Genomic DNA, 22,611 nt, shown 5'->3' with positions numbered 1-22,611 from the left:
ACGGCCGGGTCATCCGACCCGGCCGTTCAAATCTCTCTTCCCGCGAATTCCGCTCCCGCAGTCTCGCTCAGCTCGCCTTCTTCACCGGTGCCGGCTTGCCGACCTTCTTCTCGATCGCGCGCTTCAGGTCGAGGGCGCGGGGCGAGAGCACGTCGGCCTTGGCCTTGAGCAGATAGGCGTCGAGGCCGCCGTTATGGTCGACGCTCTTCAGCGCGTTGGTCGAGACGCGCAGGCGCACGTTGCGGCCGAGCGCTTCGGAGATGAAGGTGATGTTGGCCAGGTTCGGCAGGAAGCGCCGCTTGGTCTTGATGTTCGAGTGGCTCACCTTGTGGCCCGTCTGGGGGCCCTTGGCCGTCAGTTCGCAGCGCCGGGACATCTTACAAAATCCTTATTGCATCCCCGCCGCTCGAAGGGCGTGCAATCACACGGCCCGCGCGGGGGTTTTGAATTCGCGTCCATTTTCCAGGAACCGCGGGTGTATAGGGGGAGAATACCCGGGCGTCAAGATTATATCGCCGCATGCGGGGCACCGGAATTGCCGGTTCATAAGGTCTTCCAGCCACTTAACGGCGGATATGGCAACCATATAAAGGGCGTATTCGGCTGCAAGTCTAGGTTCCATACAAGATGCGCCTTGTTGTCCGGCCGAATTGAACGCCGAAATGGACAATGGATAGAGCGCCGATAGCAGGACCGTCAGGTAGGTTAAGTGACCACCGCCATTGCCATTTTGCCCCCGCTCGGCCGGCTGCTCGGCCTGTGCGCGGGCGCATTGCTGCTGTTCTGCGCCGAGCGCGCCAGCGCGCAGGGGCGGCTCGACGCCCAGTATGAGGCGACCCTGGCCGGTATCCCGGTCGGCAAGGGCAGCTGGACCATCGAAGTCGGCGACGACAGCTTCTCGGCCTCGGCCCAGGGCGGCACCGCGGGCCTTCTGAAAGCGTTTTCCGGCGGCTCTGGCGCGGGCGCCTCGCAGGGCCGCGTCGTCAACGGCGCGCTGGCCGCCACCTCCTACACCGCGACCACCACCACCTCGAAGAAGTCGGAGACGATCCGGATGGTGCTGGCCAATGGCGGCATCAAGGAATCCGCGATCGAGCCGGAGCCGCCGGTCGATCCCGACCGCCTGCCGGTGACCGATGCGCAGAAGAAGAACGTGTTCGATCCGATGACCGGCTCGTTCCTGCGCGCGCCCGGCAATGCCGAATTGATGAGCCCGGATATTTGCCGCAGCGGCGCCGGCATCTTTGACGGCCGCATGCGTTACGACCTCAAACTCGATTTCAAGCGGGTCGAGATCGTCAAGGCCGAGCGCGGCTATCATGGCCCGGCGCTGGTCTGCGCGCTCTATTTCGTGCCGATCTCGGGCTACATCCCGGATCGCCCGGTGATCAAATATCTCGCCGCCCAGCGCAACATCGAGATCGCCTTCGTGCCGATCGCCGGCACCCGCCTGCTGGTGCCGTTCCGCATGACGATCCCGACCCCGCTCGGCCAGGCCATGCTGGAAGCCACCTCGTTCGTCACCACAGCCGCGCCGCCGCGCGTGGCGAAGACGCAGTAAGTCGCACCGGCGCGTAGCGCGAACCCGGAATCTCGAGATTCCGGGTTCGCGCTACGCGCGCCCCGGAATGACAGACAGAGGTAGGCGCGGACCAACAACAAATGTCACCGGAATCCAGTTGACTCTTGTCCGCTTCTGATTCGACTCGGCCACCCCTGGAACTTAAGGAATTCAGTCCGCATATCCTGTGCTTGTGGAGCCCCTTCAAACTTGATCTAGTGCCGCCGTCGTCAGCCTGCCCGAGATGTTGCGGTGAACGTTTCGAGCCCGGAATGGAGTCAGCGATTCGGCCGCGATTCGTTCTAGAGTCGTTCCAGAGCTTAAGGTAGGCGCGGAAAGCGTCGCATTGTGAGACAGATTTTGTGAAAAGGACGCGTGAAGGAGTGAAGACCAGAGCGTCAATCCCTCACCGTCACCCTGAGGAGGCCGTGCAGCGGCCCTCTCGAAGGGCGACGGCCCTGCTGTCTCATCAAGATCGCCGCAAACGGGTCGATCTCGGCCGTGCATCCTTCGAGACGCGCTGACGCGCTGCTCATAGGTACAACGGCGAATTCGCCGTTGTACCGGGGATGACGGATCAGAGAGCGCCCCAACAATTCAAGAAACACCTGCAAAATATGGCTTTCTCAACTTCGTTCGGAAATGACCGCGTGCCCGGTGCAGGCGTCACCGCGGTGCTCGGGCCGACCAACACCGGCAAGACGCATCTGGCCATCGAGCGCATGCTGGCGCATTCGTCGGGCCTGATCGGGCTGCCGCTGCGGCTCTTGGCGCGCGAGGTCTACAACAAGATCGCGGATCGTGCCGGCGTCGATAATGTCGCGCTGGTCACGGGCGAGGAGAAGATCAAGCCGAAGGCGCCGCGCTTCTGGGTCTCGACCGTCGAGGCGATGCCGCGCGATCTCGATGTGTCGTTTCTCGCGGTCGACGAGATCCAGATCGCGGCCGATCTCGAGCGCGGGCATGTGTTCACCGATCGCATCCTCAATCGCCGCGGCCGCGACGAGACGCTGCTGCTCGGCGCGGCGACGATGCGGCCGATGATCGAGCGGCTGCTGCCGGGTGCCTCGATCATTACGCGGCCGCGGCTGTCGCAGCTCGAATTCGCCGGCGACCGCAAGATCACGCGGCAGCCGCGCAGAACGGCGATCGTCGCGTTCTCCGCCGACGAAGTCTACGCGATCGCCGAATTGATCCGCCGTCAGCATGGCGGCGCGGCGGTGGTGCTTGGCTCCCTGTCGCCACGCACGCGCAATGCGCAGGTCGCGATGTTCCAGAACGGCGACGTCGACTACCTCGTCGCCACCGACGCGGTCGGCATGGGGCTCAATCTCGACGTCGATCACGTCGCCTTCGCTTCCGACCGCAAGTATGACGGCTATCAGTTCCGCCGCCTGACGCCGGCCGAATTCGCGCAGATCGCCGGCCGCGCCGGCCGCGCAACGCGCAACGGCACCTTCGGCACCACCGGGCGCTGCGCGCCGTTCGAGCCGGAGCTCGTCAACGCGCTGCAGAACCACACCTTCGATGCCGTCAAGGTGCTGCAATGGCGCAACGCGAAGTTGGACTTCGCCTCGCTCGGCGCGTTGCAGGTGTCGCTGGCGCTGTCGCCCAATCATGAGGCACTGACGCGGGCCCCGGTGGCCGAGGATTTGCGCGTGCTCGAGCATGTCGCGCGCGACGCCGAGGTGCGCGACCTCGCGCATGGGGCGGCCGCGGTGGAGCGGCTGTGGGAGGCCTGCCAGGTTCCGGACTACCGGAAGCTGTCGCCGGCCGCCCATGCCGAACTCGTGACCACGCTGTATGGCTTCCTGATGCAAAAGGGGCGTATCCCTGACGCATGGTTTGCCGCCCAGGTCGACCAGGCCAACCGGACCGACGGCGATATCGACACGCTATCGGGCCGGATCGCGCAGATCAGGACCTGGACCTTTGTTGCCAACCGGCCGGACTGGCTCTACGACCCGGACCACTGGCAGGGGATCACGCGCGAGCTCGAAAATAAATTATCCGATGCGCTGCATGAACGGCTCACGGAGCGTTTCGTTGACAGGCGGACCAGTGTATTGATGCGCCGCCTGCGGGAGAACTCAGTTTTGAATACGGAAATTGGCAAGACCGGTGAAGTGATCGTGGAAGGCCACGTGATCGGCCGGCTCGATGGTTTCACCTTCGCACCTGATGCGGCCGAGGCCGGCAGCGACGCCAAGGCGCTGCAAGCCGCCGCCCAGCAAGTGCTGGCGCGCGAGATCGATGCGCGCGCCGAGAAGCTGGGCGCCGCCCCCGACGAGCAGTTCGTGCTGACCTCCGACGGCACCATCCGCTGGACCGGCGATGCGGTCGCCAAGCTGGTGGCCGCCGAGGACGCGCTGCATCCGCGGCTGCGCATCATCTCCGACGAGCGGCTGACCGGCGCCTCGCGCGAAGCGGTGCAGACCCGGCTCGACCTCTGGCTCAAGACGCATATCGAAAAGCTGCTCGGGCCGCTGTTCGAACTGTCCAAGGCCGAGGATCTGCAGGGCATCGCCCGCGGCATCGCCTTCCAGCTGGTCGAGGCGCTCGGCGTGCTCGAACGCGCGAAGATCGCGGCCGAGATGAAGGATCTCGACCAACCCTCGCGCGCGGCCCTGCGCAAATACGGCGTGCGGTTCGGCGCCTACCACATCTATTTCCCGCAGCTCTTGAAGCCCGCGGCGCGCTCGCTGGCCTCGCTGTTGTGGGCCGAGAAGCAGAGCAACGCCGACATGGCGGCGCTGTCGAATGTGCAGCATCTCGCCTCCAGCGGCCGCACCTCGTTCCCGGTCGACAAGGCGTTGCCGCGCGATGCCTATCGCGTACTCGGCTATCGCCAGTGCGGCGAGCGCGCGGTGCGCGTCGACATCCTGGAGCGGCTCGCCGACCTGATCCGCCCCGCTTTGGCCTGGCGCGAGACCTCGCCGGGCGAGAAGCCTGCGGGTGCGTTCGACGGCCGCGGCTTTGTCGTGACGCAGGCGATGACCTCGCTGACCGGCTCCGCAGGCGAGGATTTTGCCTCGATCCTGCGCGCGCTCGGCTACCGCATGGACCGCCGTCCGCCGCTGCCGCCGAAGCCCGTCGAGGCCGCGCCGGCCGAGGCCACGGAGGCCGTCGCCGAGACCATGGCCGGGACCACCGAGACGGTCGCCGCCGAGACGCCGCCGGTCGAGGTCACCTCTGAGGCCGCCGTGGATGCGCCGGTCGGTGCCACCGCCGAGGTTGTGGCCGAAGCGCCCGAGGCTGCCACGGATCAGCCGGTGTCGGGCGATCCCGCACCGTCGGCCGCGCTGCTGCCCGATGTCGGCTTTGCCGAGGTGGTGTCCAGCGAGGCTACGCCGGTCGTCGTCGAGACCAAGCCCGAGCCCGTGGCAGAAGTTGCCGCGGAGCCCGCCGCGGTCGCCGAAGAGCCCGCTGCTGAGGCGCCCGCTTCGGAAGTATCCGAGCCCGCGCCTGCCGTGGAAGCCACTGCAGAGACACCCTCCGAGACCGCCACTGAGGCGGCCGCGGAGACCGCGAGTGCCGAGGCAGCACCGGCTGAAGCCGCCGCCGCGGAGACGCCGGCCGAGCCGCAGCTGGTCGAAGTCTGGCGTCCCGGCGGCCGCTCCGACGAGCGCCGTCCGCATCATCGCGGCCACGATCGCAACCGCGGCCGTCACCAGGGCAAGCCCGCCGAGGGCGCGCAGGCCGCTGAAGGCGGCGGCGAGGGCGACAGCAAGCGCGAACAGCATCGCCGTCCGCGCCGTCACCAGGATTTCCGCGCGCCGCGTCCAGGCGCGCCCGCGGATCCGGCTGCGGCGCCCGCCGAGGGCGCGCAGGCCCGCGACAACAGGGACGACAAGGGCCAGCGCCGCGAACGCTTCGAAGGCAAGGGTCGCGATCGCGACAATGAGCGTCGCCGCGACAACAAGTTTGGCGGCGACCGCAAGGGCGAGCGCGGCGATCGTGACCGCGGCGGCCGCGATTTCGGCAAGGGCGGCCGCGACAAGCGCGAGGGCGGCCCGTCGCATCGGCCCTACGCCTCGAGCGCGCCGCGCGAGCGCGACCGGCCGATCGATCCGAATTCGCCATTCGCCAAGCTCGCTGCCCTGAAAGAGCAGCTCGCAGGCCGGAAGGAATAGTCCAACCCTTGGTTTAACGCTTGGTCTAGTTTGGATCGACAGCGCCTCGACAAATGGCTGTGGCATGCGCGCCTGGTGAAGGCCCGCACCAGTGCCGCTGAACTCGTCGTATCGGGGCATGTCCGGATCAACGGCGCGCGTGAGAAATCGCCGGGCCATGCGGTGAAGGCGGGCGACGTCGTCACCGTCGCGCTCGACAACAGCGTCCGCGTGCTCAAGGTGATCGGCTTTGCCGAGCGGCGCGGCGATGCCAGCTCGGCGCGGGTGCTGTACGAGGATTTGCAGGCTGGCAATTTGCAGGCCGGTAAGGAGTAGTTATCTAGCGCTTGCTATCTCAATTTGGGTGGCAGGAGCGTGAGAATACGGGCGTTTTTCGAGGGCCGCTTCCCTTGCGGCCCCGGTATTCCTGCGCTACGCAACCCCAGAAAAATCGATCGTTCCGGAGTTTTGGATGACCTACGTCGTCACTGAAGCCTGCATCAAGTGCAAATATACCGACTGCGTCGAGGTCTGCCCCGTCGATTGCTTCTACGAGGGCGAGAACATGCTGGTCATCCATCCCGACGAATGCATCGATTGCGGCGTGTGCGAGCCGGAATGCCCGGCGGACGCCATCAAGCCGGACACCGAGCCGGGCCTGGAAAAGTGGCTCGAGGTCAACCGCGACTACGCCAAGAGCTGGCCGAACATCACCCAGAAGAAGGACTCGCCGGAAGACGCCAAGGAGTGGGAAGGCAAGGAAGGCAAGTTCGATAAATATTTTTCTCCGAATCCCGGCAGCGGCGACTGATTCGCCAGGGAATACCGTGGTAAGGTCGGACTCTGGTCCGCCGCGGCCCTCCGTTCGGCCGCCGATTTAACCCTAATGACGGACATATGACCTGAACGGCCCCTGTTATGCCCGGAATCGGGCGTAAACCATTGATTTTTGCGGAAAATGTGCTATATCTGACACATTACAGGCCAAGAACCCCCTGCCATGCGTACCTTGTGGCTTCGAGGTTCCCGCAAACTCGAACAGGGGCGTGGCAGTTTCCGCGCGCAGGCTGTGTCACAGAAAACGCGTAAAAAGAGTGCTTCAAAGACGACGAAAAAAGCCGCTGTCGTTGCTCGCAGCGCAACCAAGGGCCGTGCCAAGGCGTCCGTGAAGGGGGCCAAGAAGGCGGCGGCTGCAAAGTCCTCAAAGAACAAAAGAAGCGTGATGCCAGAAAAGACTGCCAAGACTGCCGCGAAAGCGGCAGCTGCGAAGCCCGCTGCTGCCAAGGCCGCCCCCAAGCCTGCCGCGACCAAGACGGCTGCTGCGCCGAAGCCGGCCGCCCCGAAGGCTGCCGTCCCCGCCGCTGCTCCGAAGGCTGCCGCCAAGCCGGCCGCCGCGCCGCGCATCGAGGAGCCGAAGAAGGTCGTGACGCAGCGTCAGGGCTTCAAGGCCAATGAATTCGTGGTCTATCCCGCTCACGGCGTCGGCCAGATCCTGGCGATCGAGGAGCAGGAGATCGCGGGCGCCAAGCTCGAGCTGTTCGTGATCAATTTCATGAAGGACAAGATGACGCTTCGCGTCCCGACGGCGAAGGTCGCCAATGTCGGCATGCGCAAGTTGTCGGAGCCGGCGCTGGTCAAGAAGGCGCTGGAGACGCTGAAGGGCCGTGCCCGCGTCAAGCGCACCATGTGGTCGCGCCGCGCCCAGGAATATGAAGCGAAGATCAACTCGGGCGACATCGTCGCGATCGCCGAGGTGGTCCGCGACCTCTATCGTTCGGAATCGCAGCCCGAGCAGTCCTATAGCGAACGCCAGCTCTATGAAGCGGCGCTCGACCGCCTGTCGCGCGAGATCGCGGTCGTGCAGCACTCGACCGAGACCGAGGCGATCAAGGAGATCGAAGGCCAGCTCGCCAAGAGCCCGCGCCGCGGCGCCAAGGCAGAAGCCGAGGGTGAAGGCGAGGGTGATGCCGACGGCGAGGATGCCGATACCGATGGCGACGATACCGCCGTCGAGGACGAAGCCGCCTGAAAGGGTTCGACGGATTGAAAACAAAAGCCCGGTCGCAAGACCGGGCTTTTTGCTTTGGCGGCGTGTCCGTGGGGCACGCTTACCTCTCCCCTTGTGGGAGAGGTCGGATTGCATGGCAAATGCAATCCGGGTGAGGGTGCAGGCTCTCCGCAAGTTGCAGCCCCTCGACCGCGATCTTCGCCCGGGCAGATCGATATTCCAAACTGTCCGCGCCGCTGGACTCTTGGACCAGCGGCACACGTTGCCGACTTATCCCGAAACGGAACGCCGGTAACTTTCGCGCGTTCGCTCGCCAGTGAGGAGAGCGGACCATGACATCAAAGGCAGGCATTTTTTTCGCAGGCGTTGGAACAACTTTTATTATCCTAGGCGCTGGGTTCGGTGGTGGACTGTTCATGGCGAATTCGGCGCTTAAGGATTCTGCCGGCGCCCCCGCGCGCGTCTCTTCGCCAGCGCCCGCGGAACCAGCGCGCGTTATCCTGCCATCCACGGCAGAAGCTGCGCAGCCACCGCAGCCTGCCACCCAACGAGAGCCCGCCACGCCAGACGCAGCCTCACCGCCGCAGCCGCCACTGGAGCCGGTCAAGGACGTACAAGCGCCTGTCGAGAAGCAGGCGGACGTGGTGGACACGAGAAAATCTGACATTGCAGAAAAGGAGCGGCGTAAGCGCTACGCCGAACGCAAGGCGAAGCGCGTCGCGACCGAGCAGGCGAGGCGTCAACAGCGGCGCATCGAACAAGGCGAGCAACGCCGCGAAGCTCCGGTGCTCTTGGAGCAGGCGCGACGCCACGAAGTGCCGATCATGGCGTCTGAAGACGATGACTCCCCGCCGCGTCCGTTCGCGAATTTCTTCAGGAATGACTGAGCGCATCGCTTTAGTGAAGGAGCCGAGGAACAGTCCGCAATCGAGGGACGTTAGTGCTGATACAGAAGGCCCGTTCGTCTGATGGCTAACGAAAACTCCATTGCTTCAACTGCCAGTCCTGAACAACGCATAGAGCAGGCGTCAGAGGCGATCCGTCAGATGGCTGAGCGCGGCGTATTCGAACCTTTGCCGGAACAAGATCGGTGGCTGCATCACTTGAGTGAAGCGACCAGGGCGGCTCCGCTTCAATCGCTGGCCGTTGCATTCTTGCTGGGGGTCTTCCTGGCTCGGCGGTAGCCCGTCGGCTACGCCGTTGATGCTGCCGCGCCGCGTGCTCAATACGAGCGCTGCTTGATGCCCCAGCGGCGGTTCTCGGAGGTCACGATCCATAGATTGCGGTGACGGCTGGCAATCGATCCGTCGGCGCGGTCGCGGCTGTATTCGACCAGCAGATGCACCTTGCGCGGCCCGACCAGCACCGGCTCCTTGCACTGATAGGTGCTCTTCGTCCATCCCGTGGTGCGCGCCAGATCGTTGAAGAACGACGGCGGCAGCTGGCCCGGGCCATCCCAGATCACGAGCTGCTCGCCGGATAGGATGACGTGCGGGAAGTGCAGCAGCGCGTCCATGCCGGCGAGATCGCGAGCGTTGAAGCGGTCAATCGTCGATGCAGCGGATCGCCGCCGCGATCATGGCCGCATGGTCGGCATTGTCAGGGTCGGGTTGGAAGAGCTTGTCGGCATTACTCATGCCGTCGCTTTACACTGGCAGCGAAGCGAGCCGCAATGACGCTCGAAGCTACGTAAACGATCCTGACCAGTATCGTCTTGTCTTGCTTCATGGATGACGACGGCAACCGGAGCGCGGCGTGCTATGCTGACCGCCCTGCCGTTATTTGATCGACATTAAACTGACCCCATCAATTTGCAGCGAGGAGAAATTCGATGGCATCCAATGTTGAGGCAACCAGGAAGGGTTATGAGGCCTTTCAACGTGGTGACATTCCGACGCTCATGAGGGATCTGATCGATGACGACTGCACGTGGATAACCCCGGGTCCCCAGGACAAACTGCCTTGGGCCGGGACCTTCAAGGGAAAGCAGCAGATTGCAAACTTCTTCGTCCAGGTTGGCGAGAATCTGGAATTCAGCGAGTTCGCGCCGCGTGAGATGATTGAGCAGGGCGACACCGTCGTGGTCCTGGGTACACTCACGGCGCGGGCAAAGAAAACAGGCAAGACTGTAACGAACGAATGGGCCCACGTTTTCAAGTACCGTGACGGGAAGGCGGTCCGCTTTCAGGAGTACATTGACACTGCGGCGGATGTTGCCGCGATGTCGTGACAAAGCAAGAGGCAGGCGCGCATGCGCGGATGTCGTCGGCGTCATCCGCCTCTATCGCCTACTTCACCCGCTGCTTCTCGAGCTTGCGCGCCAATGTCCGGCGGTGCATGCCGAGTCGGCGGGCGGCTTCCGAGATGTTGAAGTCGGTCTCCATCAGGGTCTGGTGGATGCGCTCCCATTCCAGCGTCTTGATCGACGTCGGCCGCGCACCGACCTCGATGGCGGCATTGCCCTGCGCTTTAAGGAACGCGGCCTCGATGTCGTCGGTGTTTGACGGCTTGGCCAGATAGTGGCAGGCGCCGAGCTTGATCGCCTCGACCGCCGTCGCGATGCTGGCAAAGCCGGTCAGCACGACGATCAGCATCTCAGGATCATGCGTGTGCAACGCCTCGACGCAGGCAAGGCCCGATGCACCGCCGGCGAGCTTCAGGTCGACCACCGCATAGCCGGGCGATTGCTGCTCGAGCAGCTGGCGGACCTCGTCGAGCGAGGCCGACACCGCCACATCATAGCCGCGGCGCTCGAACGAGCGCTTCAATGTGCGGGCGAAACCCGCATCGTCCTCGACGATCAGGAGCTGGCGTTCATCCGTCAAGATGGTCTCCGATCGCGAGCGTCGAGAGCGGCAGCTCGAGCCTGACCGCGGCGCCGATGTCCGGCCGGTTGCGCGCCGTCACCACGCCGCCCAGCTTGCGCACCACGTTGACCACGAGGAACAGGCCGAGGCCGCTGCCGGGGCTGCCCTTGGTCGATTGATACGGCTTGCCGATATGCGCCAGCATCTCGCGCGAGAAGCCCGGGCCGCGATCGGTCACCGACAGCACCAGCGTGTCGGCATTGCGCTCGGCGGTCAGCTCGATCCAGTCGCGCGACACCTCGGCGGCGTTGTCGAGCACGTTGAAGATCGCCTGCTTGAGCGCGATGTCGGATACGATCGCGAGATCAGCGCCGAAGACGTTGCGGAAATACAGCGTGGCCGACGGCCGCGTCGTCCGCCATTCCTCCACCAATGCCGTCAGGAACGCCGTGACCGTGGTCGGCGAGGAGCCTTCGCCGCGGGCTTCGCCCGCCGAGAGCAGGATGCCCGTCACGATCGACTTGCAGCGCTGCACCGAGATCTCCATCTCGCCGAGGTCCTGCGACATTTCAGGGTCGGAGGCGAGCGCGGGCATCCGGCGCCAGTCGCCGAGGATGACCGAGAGCGAGGCGAGCGGCGTGCCGAGCTCATGCGCGGCGCCGGAGGCCAGGAGGCCGATCCGGACGATGTGATCCTGCTCGGCGGCGTGCTGGCGCAGCGCCGCGAGGCGCAGGTCGCGATCGCGCAGATTGCGGTTGATCCGGGTCATGAACACCACGAGCAGCACGGCATCGAGCACGAGGCCGATGAAGGTGCCGGCGATATAGAGGTTGAAGGCATCGGCGAAGCCTTGCTGCGGCAGCTCCAGCGGCCGGTAATAGCTGGTCAGCCAGGCGAAGTTCATGCAGACCAGCGCCACCAGCGACCAGGTCGAGGGCGCGTCGAGCAGCACCGCGCCAAGCGTCACCTGCAGCAGATAGAGCGAGGTGAACGGGTTGGTGGCGCCGCCGCTGAGATAGAGCAGGGCGGTCAGCGCCGCGACGTCGAGCGCCAGCGCGACCAGCAGCTCGCGATTGTTGATGTCGGCGCGGTAGCGCAGCCACAGCAGGCTGACGACATTGAGCGCCACCAGCCCGGAGATCACGGCCGCCAAGGGCAGCAGCGGCAGCGCGACGCCCATCCAGAACTGCACGAAGCCGATGGTGGCGATCTGGCCGATCACGGCGATCCAGCGCAGCTGGACCAGGAGGGCCATGTTCTTGCGATTGGTCGCGATGTCGGCGGGCGCTGCGAGGTCGAACGGCATGCCGGCGGCCGCGCCCGCGGCGGACGGCGTTACCGCCGCGCCGGTCGCGGCCTTGTCGTCATGCAGATCCGATGTGCGCTCGAGCATCTGGGCCTGTGTCGCGAGACAGATTGCGGGCTGCGCCGATCAAGCGGCGCACGGCGGCGCGCCGTGAACCCCACCTTGGATCGGAGGCGCCGGCGCGGCTCCTGCCGCTGATGACGCGCAGGAGCGCGCCCGCCAGCATAAGGGCCAGTGCGAACCATGTCAGCGCGTAAATCAGGTGGTTGTTCGGAAACCGCACGATAGTGAGCCCGCCGATTGGGTAGCCGCCCGGATTTGGCGTCGCATCGGCATCGATGAAGAAGGGGGCTACATGCGACAGTCCGTGCGCGGCGGCGATGGCGGCAACGTCGCGGGAATACCAGCGGCCGGCCGAAGCATCGTTGCTGCGCAGGAAGCCGCCCTTCGGCTCCGACATCCGCAGCAGTCCGGTGACGCTGACGGCGCCCTGCGGCTCGCCATCGCGCCCTGTCGCGGGATCGCGCTTATCAGCGGGAACAAAGCCGCGGTTGACCAGCACGGTGGTTCCGTCGGCGGCTTGCAGCGGGGTCAGTACCCAGAAGCCGGGACCTTCGGCCGTGACGGCCTGCACCAGCGTTTCGTCGGCGTTGAGGAACGTGCCGCGTAGGGTGACGCGGCGGTATTCATCGCTCGCGGCCGTGACCGCCGGCCATGACGATGGGGGCGGCGGCGCGACCGGCGCGGCATGCATGCGCTGCTCAACCCGCTCGATCAGCGCCAGCTTCCAGGTCCGGCGTTCGATCTGCCAGATACCGAGCGCGCTCAGCAGCACCACGCCCAGCATGCCGAGCGTGAGCAGCAACAGCGAGGGTCTGGCAGACCGCATCGTCACGGCATCTGGCTCATGTCGTGCAGCGGCATCATGTTGATGTTGAGATGATGCATGACCCACAGCGAGCCGGTCAGCGCGATCACCACCATGACGACGGTGAAGATCATCGCCATCATGGTCCAGCCGTTCTCGGACCGCGTGTTCATGTGCAGGAAGTACACCATGTGCACGACGATCTGCACCGCGGCGAGCACCAGCACGATCAGCGCGGTGACCTGCTTGTCGGCGATGGCGCCGGTCATCACCAGCCAGAACGGCACCGCGGTGAGGACGACGGAGAGACCGAAGCCGATCAGATAGCTCTGCAGCGAGCCGTGAGCCGCGCCGCCGTGATCGCCATGTCCGTGGCTGGCATTGGCTTCGAGCGTATGAGCTTTGGCGTGAGCTTTTGTTGTCATCGCAGCATTCCCAGGAGATAGACGAAGGTGAAGACGCCGATCCAGACCACGTCGAGGAAGTGCCAGAACATCGAGAGGCACATCAGCCGGCGCCGGTTGGCTTCGATGAGGCCGAAGCGCGCGGTCTGCACCATCAGCGTCACCAGCCAGACGAGGCCGAAGGTGACGTGCAGGCCGTGGGTGCCGACCAGGGTGAAGAATGACGACAGGAAGGCGCTGCGCTGGGGCGTCGCGCCCTCGTGGATCATATGCGCGAACTCGGTGAGCTCGATGCCGAGGAAGGCGAGGCCGAACAGCCCGGTGATGGCGAGCCAGGCTTGCGTCGCGCCGATCCTCGATTTCTCCATCGTCAGCATGGCGAAGCCATAGGTGATCGAGGAGAGCAGCAGCATCGTGGTGTTGAGCGCGACCAGCTTGAGGTCGAACAGGTCCTTCGGCGATGGGCCAGCGGCATAGTTGCCGCCGAGCACGCCATAGGTCGCAAAGAGCATCGCGAAGATGAGGCAATCGCTCATCAGGTAGATCCAGAAGCCCAGCATGGTGCTGGCGCCTTCCGGATGATCGTGCTCGTCCACAACGTGAAAGATCGGCTCGGAGTCCTGGGTGGAGACGGTTGTTGCTACGCTCATGTCTGGGCTCCCGCGGCGAGCACGCGTGTCCGCGCGTCTTCAGTCCGCACCACCTCATCCGCCTGGATGTGGAAGTCGCGGTGATAGTTGAAGGTGTGGCCGATCGCGACCGCGAGCAGCGCAACGAAGCTGACGGCGGCGAGCCACCAGATGTACCAGATCAGGCCGAACCCCATTACCGTCGCGAGGCCGGCGAGGATGATGCCGGTGCCGGTGTTGGACGGCATGTGGATCGGCTTGAAGCCGGTCAGCGGGCGCTTGTAGCCGCGGCGCTTCATGTCCCACCAGGCGTCGTTGTCGTAGACCACGGGCGTGAACGCGAAGTTGTAGTCCGGCGGCGGCGACGAGGTCGCCCATTCCAGCGTCCGCGCGTTCCAGGGATCGCCGGTGGTGTCCTTCAGCTGCTCGCGGCGCAGAATGCTGACGGCGAACTGCACCAGCATCGCGACGATGCCGAGCAGGATCAGGAACGCGCCGAAGCCCGCAATGATGAACCAGATCTGCAAGGAGGGATCGTCGAACACGCGGAGCCTTCGGGTCACGCCCATCAGCCCGAGCACGTAGAGCGGCATGAAGGCGAAATAGAAGCCCGAGACCCAGAACCAGAACGACAGCTTGCCCCAGAACGGATCGAGCCTGAAGCCGAACGCCTTCGGGAACCAGTAGTTGATGCCGGCGAACAGGCCGAACAGCACGCCGCCGATGATCACGTTGTGGAAATGCGCGATCAGGAACAGGCTGTTATGCAGCACGAAATCGGCCGGCGGCACCGCCAGCAGCACGCCGGTCATGCCGCCGATCACGAAGGTCAGCATGAATGCCACCGTCCACATCATCGGCAGCTCGAAGCGGATGCGGCCGCGATACATCGTGAACAGCCAGTTGAACATTTTCGCGCCCGTCGGGATCGAGATGATCATGGTGGTGATGCCGAAGAACGAGTTCACGCTGGCGCCGGAGCCCATCGTGAAGAAGTGGTGCAGCCAGACCAGGTAGGACAGGATGGTGATGACGACGGTGGCGTAGACCATCGAGGTGTAGCCGAACAGCCGCTTGCCGGAGAACGTCGCGGTCACCTCGGAGAAGATGCCGAACGCCGGCAGCACCAGGATGTAGACCTCGGGGTGGCCCCAGATCCAGATCAGGTTCACGTACATCATCGGGTTGCCGCCGAAGTCGTTCGTGAAGAAGTTGGTGCCGACGTAACGGTCGAGCGACAGCAGCGCCAGCACCGCCGTCAGTACCGGGAAGGAGGCGACGATCAGGACGTTGGTGCAGAGCGAGGTCCAGGTGAACACCGGCATCTTCATCATCGTCATGCCCGGCGCGCGCAGCTTGACGATGGTACAGATCAGGTTGATGCCCGATAGCGTCGTGCCGACGCCGGCGACCTGTAGTCCCCATATGTAATAGTCGACGCCGACATCGGGACTGTAGCCGATGTTCGACAGCGGCGGGTAGGCGAGCCAGCCGGTGCGGGCGAATTCGCCGACGAACAGCGACATCATCACCAGCACGGCGCCGCCGACCGTCATCCAGAAGCTGAAATTGTTGAGGAACGGGAAGGAGACGTCGCGAGCACCGATCTGCAGCGGCACCACATAGTTCATCAGGCCGGTGACCAGCGGCATCGCCACGAAGAAGATCATGATCACGCCGTGCGCGGTGAAGATCTGGTCGTAATGATGGGCCGGCAGATAACCGTCGGAGCCGCCAAAGGCGATCGCCTGCTGCAGCCGCATCATCAGCGCGTCCGCGAAGCCGCGCAGCAGCATCACGATGCCGAGGATCATGTACATGATGCCGATGCGCTTGTGGTCCACGGTGGTGAACCACTCGCGCCACAGATAGGTCCAGAGCCGGAAATAGGTGACGATCGCAAACAGCGCGAGGCCGCCGGTCGCCACCACCGCGAAGGTGCCGACCAGGATCGGCTCGTGGATCGGCAGCGCCTCCAGATTGAGGCGACCGAAGATCATCTTGACGAGATCGGGATTCATGCGGTCCTCCTCAGGACTCTGATTTCGGACGCTGACCGAGCAGCAAGGATGTCGACGAGGGGTGCGCGGGCGAGAACGGCGGGCGCTTCAGCCCGAAGCCGCGCAGCGGCGTCAGGTCGAGCGGCGCGGTGATCTCGTGCGACGGCGCGTCCTTGATCTCGTCCATCGAGCAGATGCCGGCGACGAAGGTCGGCTCAGAGCCGAGCGGCGCGCCGCGGCGGGCGTATTTGTCGTAGGTCAGCGGCAGCGTGTTGTTGAAGCCTTCGCGGCCGAGGCCGCCCTTGGCGTCGATCGCCATCATCTCGCTCATGCACATCTTGCCGGGCTCGACGCACATGTTGAGGACCGCCTTGTAGAGATCGCGGTCGACCGAGCGGTAGAGCCGGACCGGATCGTTCTGGCTCGGACGCTCGAGCTGCAGATAGTCGGTGCGGCCGAGCATGTTGCTGCTCGCCTTGGCGGTGGCGATCCACTTGTCGAAATCGGCGCCAGACAGGCTCTTGAAGTCGAAGTGCATGCCGGAGAAGCCGGCGCCGCTGTAGTTGGCGGAGAAGCCGCGATAGGTGCCTTCCTTGTTGGCGACCGCGTGCAGCTTGGTCTCCATGCCGGGCATGGCGTAGATCTGGCCGGCAAGCGCGGGGATATAGAACGAGTTCATCACGGAGGACGCCGTGATGCGGAAGCGGATCGGGCGGTCGACTGGAGCTGCGAGCTCGTTGACGGCGGCGACGCCGTAATCCGGGTAGATGAACAGCCACTTCCAGTCGAGCGCGACCACCTCGACATTGAGCGGGGCGTCCTTGCTCTCGATCGGCTTGTCGGCGGCGATGCGGCCGAGCGAGCGGTAGGGATCGAGCAGATGGGTGCCCATCCAGGTCAGCGCACCCAGGCAGATGATGATCAGCAGCGGCGCCGACCAGATCACGAGCTCGAGCTGGGTGGAGTGATCCCACTCCGGCTCGTAGGGGGCCGCGGTGTTGGACTGGCGGTAGCGCCAGGCGAAGAACACGGTCAGCGCCATCACCGGAAGCACGATGATGAGCATCAGCACGGTCGAGATGACGACGAGGTCGCGCTGCTGGGCGGCGATGTCGCCGGCAGGCGCCAGGACGACGAAATCGCACCCGCCAAGGAGCGCCGCGAACGGCAATAAGGCCAATAATTTCAAGGCGCGCACGGCTCACCCCACTTGAATTTTATGAGTTCCGCCAAGGGGTAGCTGCGATGCAGCAAAGTTCACATTGGACAATTTGTCCAATGTTGCACTGCGGGATTGAGGGTCAGAAGGTGAGGTGGACCGCGTGGCAATCTGCCCGTGGCCTCACTTCTTGTTTGAGCACGGTCTGTTCGGAAAACCGGTTTGATCGTGCTCCAAAGGACGGTTCTCCGGCGATGGCACAAGCCCCAGCAATGGCTCACGGCACCCCGACCGCATCAGGTCACGGGCAGGCGAAACCCGGCGAAATCGCCATCGGCGTCATCATCGGACGCACGTCGGAATTCTTCGATTTCTTCGTCTATGCGATCGCCTCGGTCATCGTGTTCCCGAAGCTGGTGTTCCCGTTCGTCAATGAACTGACCGGCACGCTCTATTCATTCGGCATCTTCGCGCTGGCCTTCGCCGCGCGGCCACTCGGCACCGTCATCTTCATGGCGGTCGACCGCCGCCACGGCAAGGGCGCCAAGCTCGTCATCGCGCTGTTCCTGCTCGGCACCGCCACGGTGGCGCTCGCGTTTCTGCCCGGCTACGACACGATCGGCGTCGCGGCGATCTGGCTGTTGGCCGCCGCGCGCGTGCTGCAGGGTATCGCCTGGGGCGGCGCCTGGGACGGCCTTGCCTCGCTGCTGGCGATGAATTCGCCGGCGCATCGCCGCGGCTGGTACGCGATGGTGCCGCAGCTCGGCGCGCCGCTCGGGCTGATCGTGGCCAGCGCGCTGTTCGCCTTCTTCGCCGGCAACCTCTCGGCGGATGATTTCTTCGACTGGGGCTGGCGCTATCCGTTCTTCGTCGCCTTCGCGATCAACGTGGTGGCGCTGTTCGCGCGGCTGCGCATGGTGGCGACGGATGAATATTCCGAGCTGTTCGAAAGCCGCGATCTCGAGCCGGCGCGGGTCGGCGAGACCATCGCGCAGGAGGGCCGCAACATCCTGCTCGGCGCCTTCGCGCCGCTGGCGAGCTTTGCGCTGTTCCACATGGTCACGGTGTTTCCGCTGTCCTGGGTGTTCCTGTTCACCAAGGAAAGCCCGGTGCGCTTCCTGATCATCGAGATGATCGGCGCCATGGTCGGCGTCGCCGCGATCGTCGCCTCCGGCATGATCGCCGACCGTGTCGGGCGCAAGCCGCTGCTGCTCGGGTCTGCGGTCGCGATCGCGGTGTATAGCGGCTTCGCGCCGCAGCTGCTCGACGCCGGCGCGTTCGGCGAAACGGTGTACATGGTGCTCGGCTTCGTGCTGCTCGGCCTGTCGTTCGGCCAGTCGTCGGGCGCAATCGCCTCGAGCTTCGCGCGCAACTATCGCTACACGGCCTCGGCACTGACCTCGGATCTCGCCTGGCTGTTCGGCGCCGGCTTCGCGCCGCTCGCGGCGCTGCTGCTGGCAACGCATTTCGGCCTGATCTCGGCCGGCGCCTACCTGCTGTCGGGCGCGGTGTGGACGCTGCTCGCGCTGTGGCTGAGCGGATTGCGCAAAGCCGAGGGTTGAGCTCTTCTCCTTCCCCCTGAAAAGGGGGAAGGTTGGGATGGGGGTCAGCCACAGGCTCCGCTGCAAGCGGAGAGAGCAGATCCCCACCCGCTTTGCTCTGGCGAGCAAAGCGACCTCCCCTTTTCAAGGGGAGGTGGGCTAGCGGAACAATCCGTCGACGCGGAACGAGTACCCCAGGCCGACGATGTAGTTCGGCGAGTTGCGGCTGAGTCCGAACGCGACATGCAAGTCGACCTGCTGGGTCGGCGTGATCTGGTACAGGCCGCCGGAGTTGATGAGCTGGGTCGGCCGCGCACCGTCGGGATAGTCGCCGACATATTCGGTGAACACACTGATCCGCTCGGTCAGCTTCTTCTCGATCACGAAGGTCGCTTCCGACATGTGCCGGCCGGTCAGCTCGGCAGGGCGGAAGAATTCCGTGAACATGCCGCTGACGCCCCAGCCGTCATGCAACTCCCATGACCACGGCAACTGGATGTAGGGCTGCGCGCCGCGACCGGCGATTTCGGCAGCGCCCGTCGGCAGCGCGACGCCGGCCGTGATCGAGAGGTCGATCTTCCCCGGCAGCGGACTGATCTGCCATTTGATGGCAGGCGCGACGTCAGAAAAGCCCGACGCGCCGGGCGATTTCACGGTGCCGACATAGCTCGGTAGGTCGATCAGCACCTCGAGGCAGGGCGCAATCCCGAGCCGCCAGCGGCTGTTGCTGCCGTCGATGCTGCGGCCACTGCTCCGGCCGGTCAGGTTGATGCCGTTCTCGTTCTGCAGGCTCCCGACCGGCACGACGATACTCGAATTGGTGACGTCGGGCCGGTCGGTCGCGATTTCGTCGCCCGGCTTGGGACAGCCGTCCGCGCGCGCGGCGGTGGCTGCTGCGAGTGTGAGCGCAGCAAGCACGCACCCGAGTTCGGCAAGTCGAGCGACGGCGCCGAACCGATTCTGAAACACTGGGGATGCTCCAATAGCCCGGCGCCGCTGCGGAGGTGGCAGCTTTCGATAGAGATCGGCGGCGCGCGGGGAAATTCCCGGTTGGCTCAAAAATCTTCGTCAGTCGCCGGTCGCGCGAGCGCGCGGCATTCCAGGGAATAGAATCGCGGCATGGCTGCTCCTGTTGTGGTGGCAAACAGGAGAGCCCCGGGAATGAGCATTCGTTCGATCGCAGGCGTGCTGGCGCCGCGGCAAGCCAAAATTGCCGCGATGGCGGCCATCGCGATTCTGCTCGCCCTGAACAGCGCCCGTGCCGCGGGAGATGCGGCGCGCGGCGCCATGCTGTACCAGGGCTGCGGCGATTGCCACTCGATCGACAAGAACGACGTCGGCCCGATGCACAAGGGTGTCGTCGGCCGCCTAGCCGGCTCCGTCGCAGGCTACGACTACTCGCCGGCGCTGAAGAACTCGAAGATCGTGTGGACCGAGGAGAATCTCGACAAATGGCTCACCGGTCCGGACACGATGGTTCCGGGCACCAAGATGTTCTACGAGGTTCAGGACCCGAAGGATCGGGCCGACATCATTGCCTTCCTCAAGGAGAAGGCGAAGTAGAATGTAGCCTGTCGTCCGGCGAAGGCCGGGACCCATAACCACAGGGTTGTGTTGTTCGAGCGCGCTGTGGCCCGAGCTTCTTCCAATAATGAACGACGGTGGTTATGGGTCCCGGCCTTCGCCGGGACGACAGCGGTGGTGAGGCGCGAGCACGACGCCTCGCGGCCTCAATCCACCACGATCTTGACGCGGTCGCGCGGCTTGACCTGGGCATGGGCGTCGAGGCCGTTGAGCACGCGGAAGCGCTCGGCCGGGTGATCGACGCCGGACATGCGGTGCGACAGCGATTCCACGGTGTCGCCGGGCTGCACGTTAATGACCTTGATGCGCAGCGGGCGCGCGGCCTGGATCTCGTCGAGCGTCAGGCGGCGGAACGAATTGACGGTCTCGCGCGCGTTACGCTCGCTCTCGGTGGACTTCTGCTTGGCGGCGAAGATGAAGCGGTAGACGTCGCTGCCGAAGCGCAGCGCATAGACCTTGAACTGCCACTGGTCGCCATGGGCGGTGGCCGACGCCGCCGGAAAGCCGTTGATGTTGAGGTCCTCGGTCGATGACTTCTCGACCCCTTCCATCCAGCCCGAATTCAGGTAGTCGCCGAGCGACTGCTCGGCCGGGACCCGCACCACGTCGAAGCGCATCGCCTGGCTGCCGCCCTCGCGCACGCCGATCACCGCCTGCGCGGTGTTGTCGAGCGTGAAATTATCGGGCGCGGTGAAGGTGAAGCCGAGCTTGGGATGCAGGAAGCGGCGGCCGCGCACGAACCCTTCGCTGGGATCCTCGCCATAGACGACGTTGTCGATCGCGGCGAGATAGGTCTCGCGATCGCGCTCGTTGCTCTCGGGCGATGAGTATTGCCGTGCGGTGGTCTGCGCGTTGTTGATGCGCTCGGGCGTCGCCGGATGCGACGAGGTGAAGTCCTGCGCCCGCGGATCGAGCGCGGTCTTGCCGATCTTGAGCGCGGCATTGCGCTCCATCGCGGTCAGGAAGCGCGCCGCGCCGTAGGGATCGAAATGCGCGCGAGCGGCGATCCCGACGCCGATGCCGTCGGCCTCGAACTCCTGCTGGCGCGAGAAGCTCGCCATCGTCAGTTTGGTCTTGGCGAGCGCCAGCGCGGTGAGATCGGGATCGGTGCTCATGTCGGTGACGACGCGCGTCACCACAGCCGCCTGGCGGGCCTGGTCCTCGCGCATCGCCGCGTGCTTGGCCAGCACATGCGCCATCTCGTGGCTCAGCACCGAGGAGAGCTCGGAGGTGTCGCTGGCGAGCGCAATCAGGCCGCGCGTGACATAGAGCTGGCCGGTCGGCAGCGCGAAGGCGTTGACCGCGCCGGAATTGAGGATCGTGACCTTGTAGGCCTGGTCGGGCCGTTCGGAGGCGGCGACCAGCCGCTCGACGGTCTTGCTGATCAGGGCCTCGAGCTTCGGGTCGTCGTAGGCGCCGCCATAGGACGACAGGATGCGCTCATGTTCGCGTTCGCTCGTGGGCGTCTGCTGTACCACGCGGTTCGGCTTTACCGGCGCCGCTGCTGCCGTGGGCGCGGCCTGCTCGAACCGGCCGACATTGCCGCAGGCCGACAGCGTCAGGGCGGCGCAGACGAGCGCCGGCGCAGCCAAAAGGCGGCGGCCAGTCCCCTCTTCACGCCGTCCTGCGCGCTCAATCACGTCAAAAACTCACAAATTGTCCCGTAAAAAGACCAGGGCATGGCCCTGGGTCTCTTGAGTCCCTTGGGCCTCTAGTTCCCGCCGAGCACTTCAAGCTGCCCCACCCGGAGCAGTTCGATTCGCGGCCCACGTCGTGCTTCCACCCAGCCTCGTACACGAATCTTACGATTTTCCAGAGACTTGGGCGCAAGCCCGGCCGCCTCGAACGCAGGGACTATGCGCCTTGAAATAGTCGCAGCAAAGTCCTGAGTCCAGTTTCGACCGAAATTCAGGTAGGTCGTCGCGCCCGCCTGACGCACGGACAAAACCCTGCCCTCGACCACTGTAAAACGCCCGATCCCGGTCAAAATATCGGCGGAACTTTCGGCGTTTTTTATGACGGTGGCCTCGGCCCAGGTTCCCGATCGGGCGGCCCTGGCCTCGGCCTCGGCCGCCATCAGCGCCGCCGCACAGTCCTTGTCGGCGACCTCGGATGACGCCACAGCGAGGCCCTGGCGCAGCAACTCGCTTTGCACGGGCTTCTCACTGCCTTCGAGGAATGCGTAGGCCGGCTGCCGGCCATAGCGGTCCGGCGTGTCGTCCTGTCCGCGCAGCGTCACCTCGCGGCCGACCAGCAGCGCCGTCAATGCAGCGATGGTCTTCGCCTTGTCGGTCACCTCGATACCGGCGAGCTTGACCTCACGGGCGTCGTCGAGCCGCAGGCTGCGCGCATCGACGATGGCGGCGACGCGACCCTCGCCCTGAATCTCGAAATTGCATCCAGCCGCTTCGGCGCGTCCGCTGCACGCGCCGATCGCGAGGACGCATGCTGTCATCATCACCGCCCACGGACGGCGACGCCATGCTCTATCGCGTGGAGGCGTCATGCGGCACTCGTCACTTCGGCGTGCTCCGCTCGGAGCGTGGTCGCCAACAAGGACAGTCTGACGGAAAGATCGCTTCAGAGCCACCACAAGCGAAGCGAAATCGCATCGAGGGATGCCATCGTTGAT

21 protein-coding genes are annotated in these 22,611 nt (G+C 64.9%); 9 read left to right on the top strand and 12 right to left on the bottom strand.

All coding sequences use genetic code 11. From position 1 onward, the window contains the following. Nucleotides 1–67 precede the first annotated feature (67 nt). Nucleotides 68–376, bottom strand: a complete 309-nt coding sequence (rpmB, locus tag J2R80_RS04425; RefSeq protein ID WP_028341882.1) for a 50S ribosomal protein L28 — start codon at nucleotides 374–376, stop codon at nucleotides 68–70. A 354-nt stretch (nucleotides 377–730) separates the two neighbouring features. Here rpmB and J2R80_RS04420 point away from each other — a divergent pair, with 354 nt between their 5' ends. From J2R80_RS04420 to J2R80_RS04395, 6 genes are all read left to right on the top strand, one after another. After that, nucleotides 731–1,561 carry a DUF3108 domain-containing protein gene (locus J2R80_RS04420; RefSeq protein WP_076824790.1) on the top strand — a complete coding sequence of 277 codons (831 nt, stop codon included), beginning with the start codon at nucleotides 731–733 and terminating at the stop codon, nucleotides 1,559–1,561. A 617-nt stretch (nucleotides 1,562–2,178) separates the two neighbouring features. After that, nucleotides 2,179–5,694 carry a helicase-related protein gene (locus J2R80_RS04415; RefSeq protein WP_253638060.1) on the top strand — a complete coding sequence of 1,172 codons (3,516 nt, stop codon included), beginning with the start codon at nucleotides 2,179–2,181 and terminating at the stop codon, nucleotides 5,692–5,694. 30 nt (nucleotides 5,695–5,724) lie between these two features. Then, nucleotides 5,725–6,009, top strand: a complete 285-nt coding sequence (locus tag J2R80_RS04410; protein ID WP_076824784.1) for an RNA-binding S4 domain-containing protein — start codon at nucleotides 5,725–5,727, stop codon at nucleotides 6,007–6,009. 136 nt (nucleotides 6,010–6,145) lie between these two features. Further along, nucleotides 6,146–6,484, top strand: coding sequence for a ferredoxin FdxA (fdxA, locus tag J2R80_RS04405; RefSeq protein WP_057015519.1), 339 nt, complete (start codon nucleotides 6,146–6,148; stop codon nucleotides 6,482–6,484). A 411-nt stretch (nucleotides 6,485–6,895) separates the two neighbouring features. After that, nucleotides 6,896–7,702 (top strand): CarD family transcriptional regulator, encoded by an 807-nt coding sequence (locus J2R80_RS04400; RefSeq protein WP_076824782.1) that lies wholly within the window; start codon nucleotides 6,896–6,898, stop codon nucleotides 7,700–7,702. A gap of 311 nt (nucleotides 7,703–8,013) precedes the next feature. Beyond that, entirely contained in the window at nucleotides 8,014–8,568 is a 555-nt protein-coding gene (locus J2R80_RS04395; protein ID WP_156436051.1) for a hypothetical protein, read from the top strand. Nucleotides 8,569–8,903: 335 nt separating this feature from the next. Here the strand turns inward: J2R80_RS04395 and J2R80_RS04390 are convergent, their stop codons facing one another. Then, the gene (locus J2R80_RS04390) at nucleotides 8,904–9,197 is read right to left on the bottom strand and encodes a hypothetical protein (RefSeq protein ID WP_253638059.1); all 294 of its coding nucleotides are present in this window, start codon (nucleotides 9,195–9,197) and stop codon (nucleotides 8,904–8,906) included. A gap of 315 nt (nucleotides 9,198–9,512) precedes the next feature. On the opposite strand from J2R80_RS04390, the gene J2R80_RS04385 reads away from it, so the two are divergent. Next, complete coding sequence (locus J2R80_RS04385; protein WP_253638058.1) at nucleotides 9,513–9,911, top strand: nuclear transport factor 2 family protein; 399 nt, start codon at nucleotides 9,513–9,515, stop codon at nucleotides 9,909–9,911. 58 nt (nucleotides 9,912–9,969) lie between these two features. On the opposite strand, the gene J2R80_RS04380 is transcribed toward J2R80_RS04385, so the two are convergent. The 7 genes from J2R80_RS04380 to cyoA are packed head-to-tail and all read right to left on the bottom strand — an operon-like array spanning nucleotide 9,970 to nucleotide 16,893. After that, nucleotides 9,970–10,506, bottom strand: a complete 537-nt coding sequence (locus tag J2R80_RS04380) for a response regulator transcription factor (RefSeq protein ID WP_057015515.1) — start codon at nucleotides 10,504–10,506, stop codon at nucleotides 9,970–9,972. Then, nucleotides 10,496–11,881, bottom strand: coding sequence for an ATP-binding protein (locus J2R80_RS04375; protein WP_253638057.1), 1,386 nt, complete (start codon nucleotides 11,879–11,881; stop codon nucleotides 10,496–10,498). The genes J2R80_RS04380 and J2R80_RS04375 overlap by 11 nt, the downstream gene beginning before the upstream one ends. After that, nucleotides 11,853–12,659 carry an SURF1 family protein gene (locus J2R80_RS04370; RefSeq protein WP_375162552.1) on the bottom strand — a complete coding sequence of 269 codons (807 nt, stop codon included), beginning with the start codon at nucleotides 12,657–12,659 and terminating at the stop codon, nucleotides 11,853–11,855. The genes J2R80_RS04375 and J2R80_RS04370 overlap by 29 nt, the downstream gene beginning before the upstream one ends. A 26-nt stretch (nucleotides 12,660–12,685) precedes the next feature. Beyond that, nucleotides 12,686–13,087 (bottom strand): cytochrome o ubiquinol oxidase subunit IV, encoded by a 402-nt coding sequence (gene cyoD, locus J2R80_RS04365; RefSeq protein WP_076824778.1) that lies wholly within the window; start codon nucleotides 13,085–13,087, stop codon nucleotides 12,686–12,688. Next, entirely contained in the window at nucleotides 13,084–13,716 is a 633-nt protein-coding gene (cyoC, locus tag J2R80_RS04360) for a cytochrome o ubiquinol oxidase subunit III (protein WP_057015511.1), read from the bottom strand. Before cyoC ends, cyoD begins: the two co-directional genes overlap by 4 nt. After that, nucleotides 13,713–15,716: a cytochrome o ubiquinol oxidase subunit I gene (gene cyoB / locus J2R80_RS04355; protein ID WP_253638055.1), complete on the bottom strand. Its 2,004-nt coding sequence runs from the start codon at nucleotides 15,714–15,716 to the stop codon at nucleotides 13,713–13,715. Before cyoB ends, cyoC begins: the two co-directional genes overlap by 4 nt. Nucleotides 15,717–15,726: 10 nt before the next feature. Then, nucleotides 15,727–16,893, bottom strand: a complete 1,167-nt coding sequence (cyoA, locus tag J2R80_RS04350) for a ubiquinol oxidase subunit II (protein ID WP_253638054.1) — start codon at nucleotides 16,891–16,893, stop codon at nucleotides 15,727–15,729. A 233-nt stretch (nucleotides 16,894–17,126) separates the two neighbouring features. Between cyoA and J2R80_RS04345 the strand changes: the two genes are divergently transcribed. Continuing rightward, nucleotides 17,127–18,416 carry an MFS transporter gene (locus tag J2R80_RS04345; protein WP_253638053.1) on the top strand — a complete coding sequence of 430 codons (1,290 nt, stop codon included), beginning with the start codon at nucleotides 17,127–17,129 and terminating at the stop codon, nucleotides 18,414–18,416. 138 nt (nucleotides 18,417–18,554) lie between these two features. Here J2R80_RS04345 and J2R80_RS04340 read toward each other — a convergent pair whose 3' ends face one another. Beyond that, nucleotides 18,555–19,364: a transporter gene (locus J2R80_RS04340; RefSeq protein WP_253638052.1), complete on the bottom strand. Its 810-nt coding sequence runs from the start codon at nucleotides 19,362–19,364 to the stop codon at nucleotides 18,555–18,557. A gap of 192 nt (nucleotides 19,365–19,556) precedes the next feature. Between J2R80_RS04340 and J2R80_RS04335 the strand changes: the two genes are divergently transcribed. Further along, nucleotides 19,557–19,958 (top strand): cytochrome c family protein, encoded by a 402-nt coding sequence (locus J2R80_RS04335; protein WP_253638051.1) that lies wholly within the window; start codon nucleotides 19,557–19,559, stop codon nucleotides 19,956–19,958. A 167-nt stretch (nucleotides 19,959–20,125) separates the two neighbouring features. On the opposite strand, the gene J2R80_RS04330 is transcribed toward J2R80_RS04335, so the two are convergent. Then, on the bottom strand, nucleotides 20,126–21,619 hold the full coding sequence (locus J2R80_RS04330) for a M48 family metalloprotease (protein WP_253638050.1): 1,494 nt from the start codon (nucleotides 21,617–21,619) through the stop codon (nucleotides 20,126–20,128). A gap of 71 nt (nucleotides 21,620–21,690) precedes the next feature. Then, nucleotides 21,691–22,437: a thermonuclease family protein gene (locus J2R80_RS04325; protein ID WP_253638049.1), complete on the bottom strand. Its 747-nt coding sequence runs from the start codon at nucleotides 22,435–22,437 to the stop codon at nucleotides 21,691–21,693. Nucleotides 22,438–22,611: the final 174 nt, after the last annotated feature.

This window comes from Bradyrhizobium sp. USDA 4541, from assembly GCF_024171085.1.
In the GTDB taxonomy this organism is placed as follows: domain Bacteria; phylum Pseudomonadota; class Alphaproteobacteria; order Rhizobiales; family Xanthobacteraceae; genus Bradyrhizobium; species Bradyrhizobium australafricanum.
The sequence above is the reverse complement of the archived record's forward strand: the minus strand, read 5'-3'. Positions and strand labels throughout refer to the sequence as shown.

What these genes read in the sequence shown, in the direction of transcription:
- J2R80_RS04375 (WP_253638057.1), bottom strand. Translation starts at nt 11,881, where the DNA reads ATGCTCGAGCGCACATCGGATCTGCATGACGACAAGGCCGCGACCGGC.
- J2R80_RS04395 (WP_156436051.1), top strand. Translation starts at nt 8,014, where the DNA reads ATGACATCAAAGGCAGGCATTTTTTTCGCAGGCGTTGGAACAACTTTT.
- J2R80_RS04325 (WP_253638049.1), bottom strand. Translation starts at nt 22,437, where the DNA reads ATGATGACAGCATGCGTCCTCGCGATCGGCGCGTGCAGCGGACGCGCC.
- cyoB (WP_253638055.1), bottom strand. Translation starts at nt 15,716, where the DNA reads ATGAATCCCGATCTCGTCAAGATGATCTTCGGTCGCCTCAATCTGGAG.
- J2R80_RS04385 (WP_253638058.1), top strand. Translation starts at nt 9,513, where the DNA reads ATGGCATCCAATGTTGAGGCAACCAGGAAGGGTTATGAGGCCTTTCAA.
- J2R80_RS04345 (WP_253638053.1), top strand. Translation starts at nt 17,127, where the DNA reads ATGGCTCACGGCACCCCGACCGCATCAGGTCACGGGCAGGCGAAACCC.
- J2R80_RS04390 (WP_253638059.1), bottom strand. Translation starts at nt 9,197, where the DNA reads ATGGACGCGCTGCTGCACTTCCCGCACGTCATCCTATCCGGCGAGCAG.
- J2R80_RS04335 (WP_253638051.1), top strand. Translation starts at nt 19,557, where the DNA reads ATGAGCATTCGTTCGATCGCAGGCGTGCTGGCGCCGCGGCAAGCCAAA.
- rpmB (WP_028341882.1), bottom strand. Translation starts at nt 376, where the DNA reads ATGTCCCGGCGCTGCGAACTGACGGCCAAGGGCCCCCAGACGGGCCAC.
- J2R80_RS04400 (WP_076824782.1), top strand. Translation starts at nt 6,896, where the DNA reads ATGCCAGAAAAGACTGCCAAGACTGCCGCGAAAGCGGCAGCTGCGAAG.
- cyoC (WP_057015511.1), bottom strand. Translation starts at nt 13,716, where the DNA reads ATGAGCGTAGCAACAACCGTCTCCACCCAGGACTCCGAGCCGATCTTT.
- J2R80_RS04415 (WP_253638060.1), top strand. Translation starts at nt 2,179, where the DNA reads ATGGCTTTCTCAACTTCGTTCGGAAATGACCGCGTGCCCGGTGCAGGC.
- cyoD (WP_076824778.1), bottom strand. Translation starts at nt 13,087, where the DNA reads ATGACAACAAAAGCTCACGCCAAAGCTCATACGCTCGAAGCCAATGCC.
- fdxA (WP_057015519.1), top strand. Translation starts at nt 6,146, where the DNA reads ATGACCTACGTCGTCACTGAAGCCTGCATCAAGTGCAAATATACCGAC.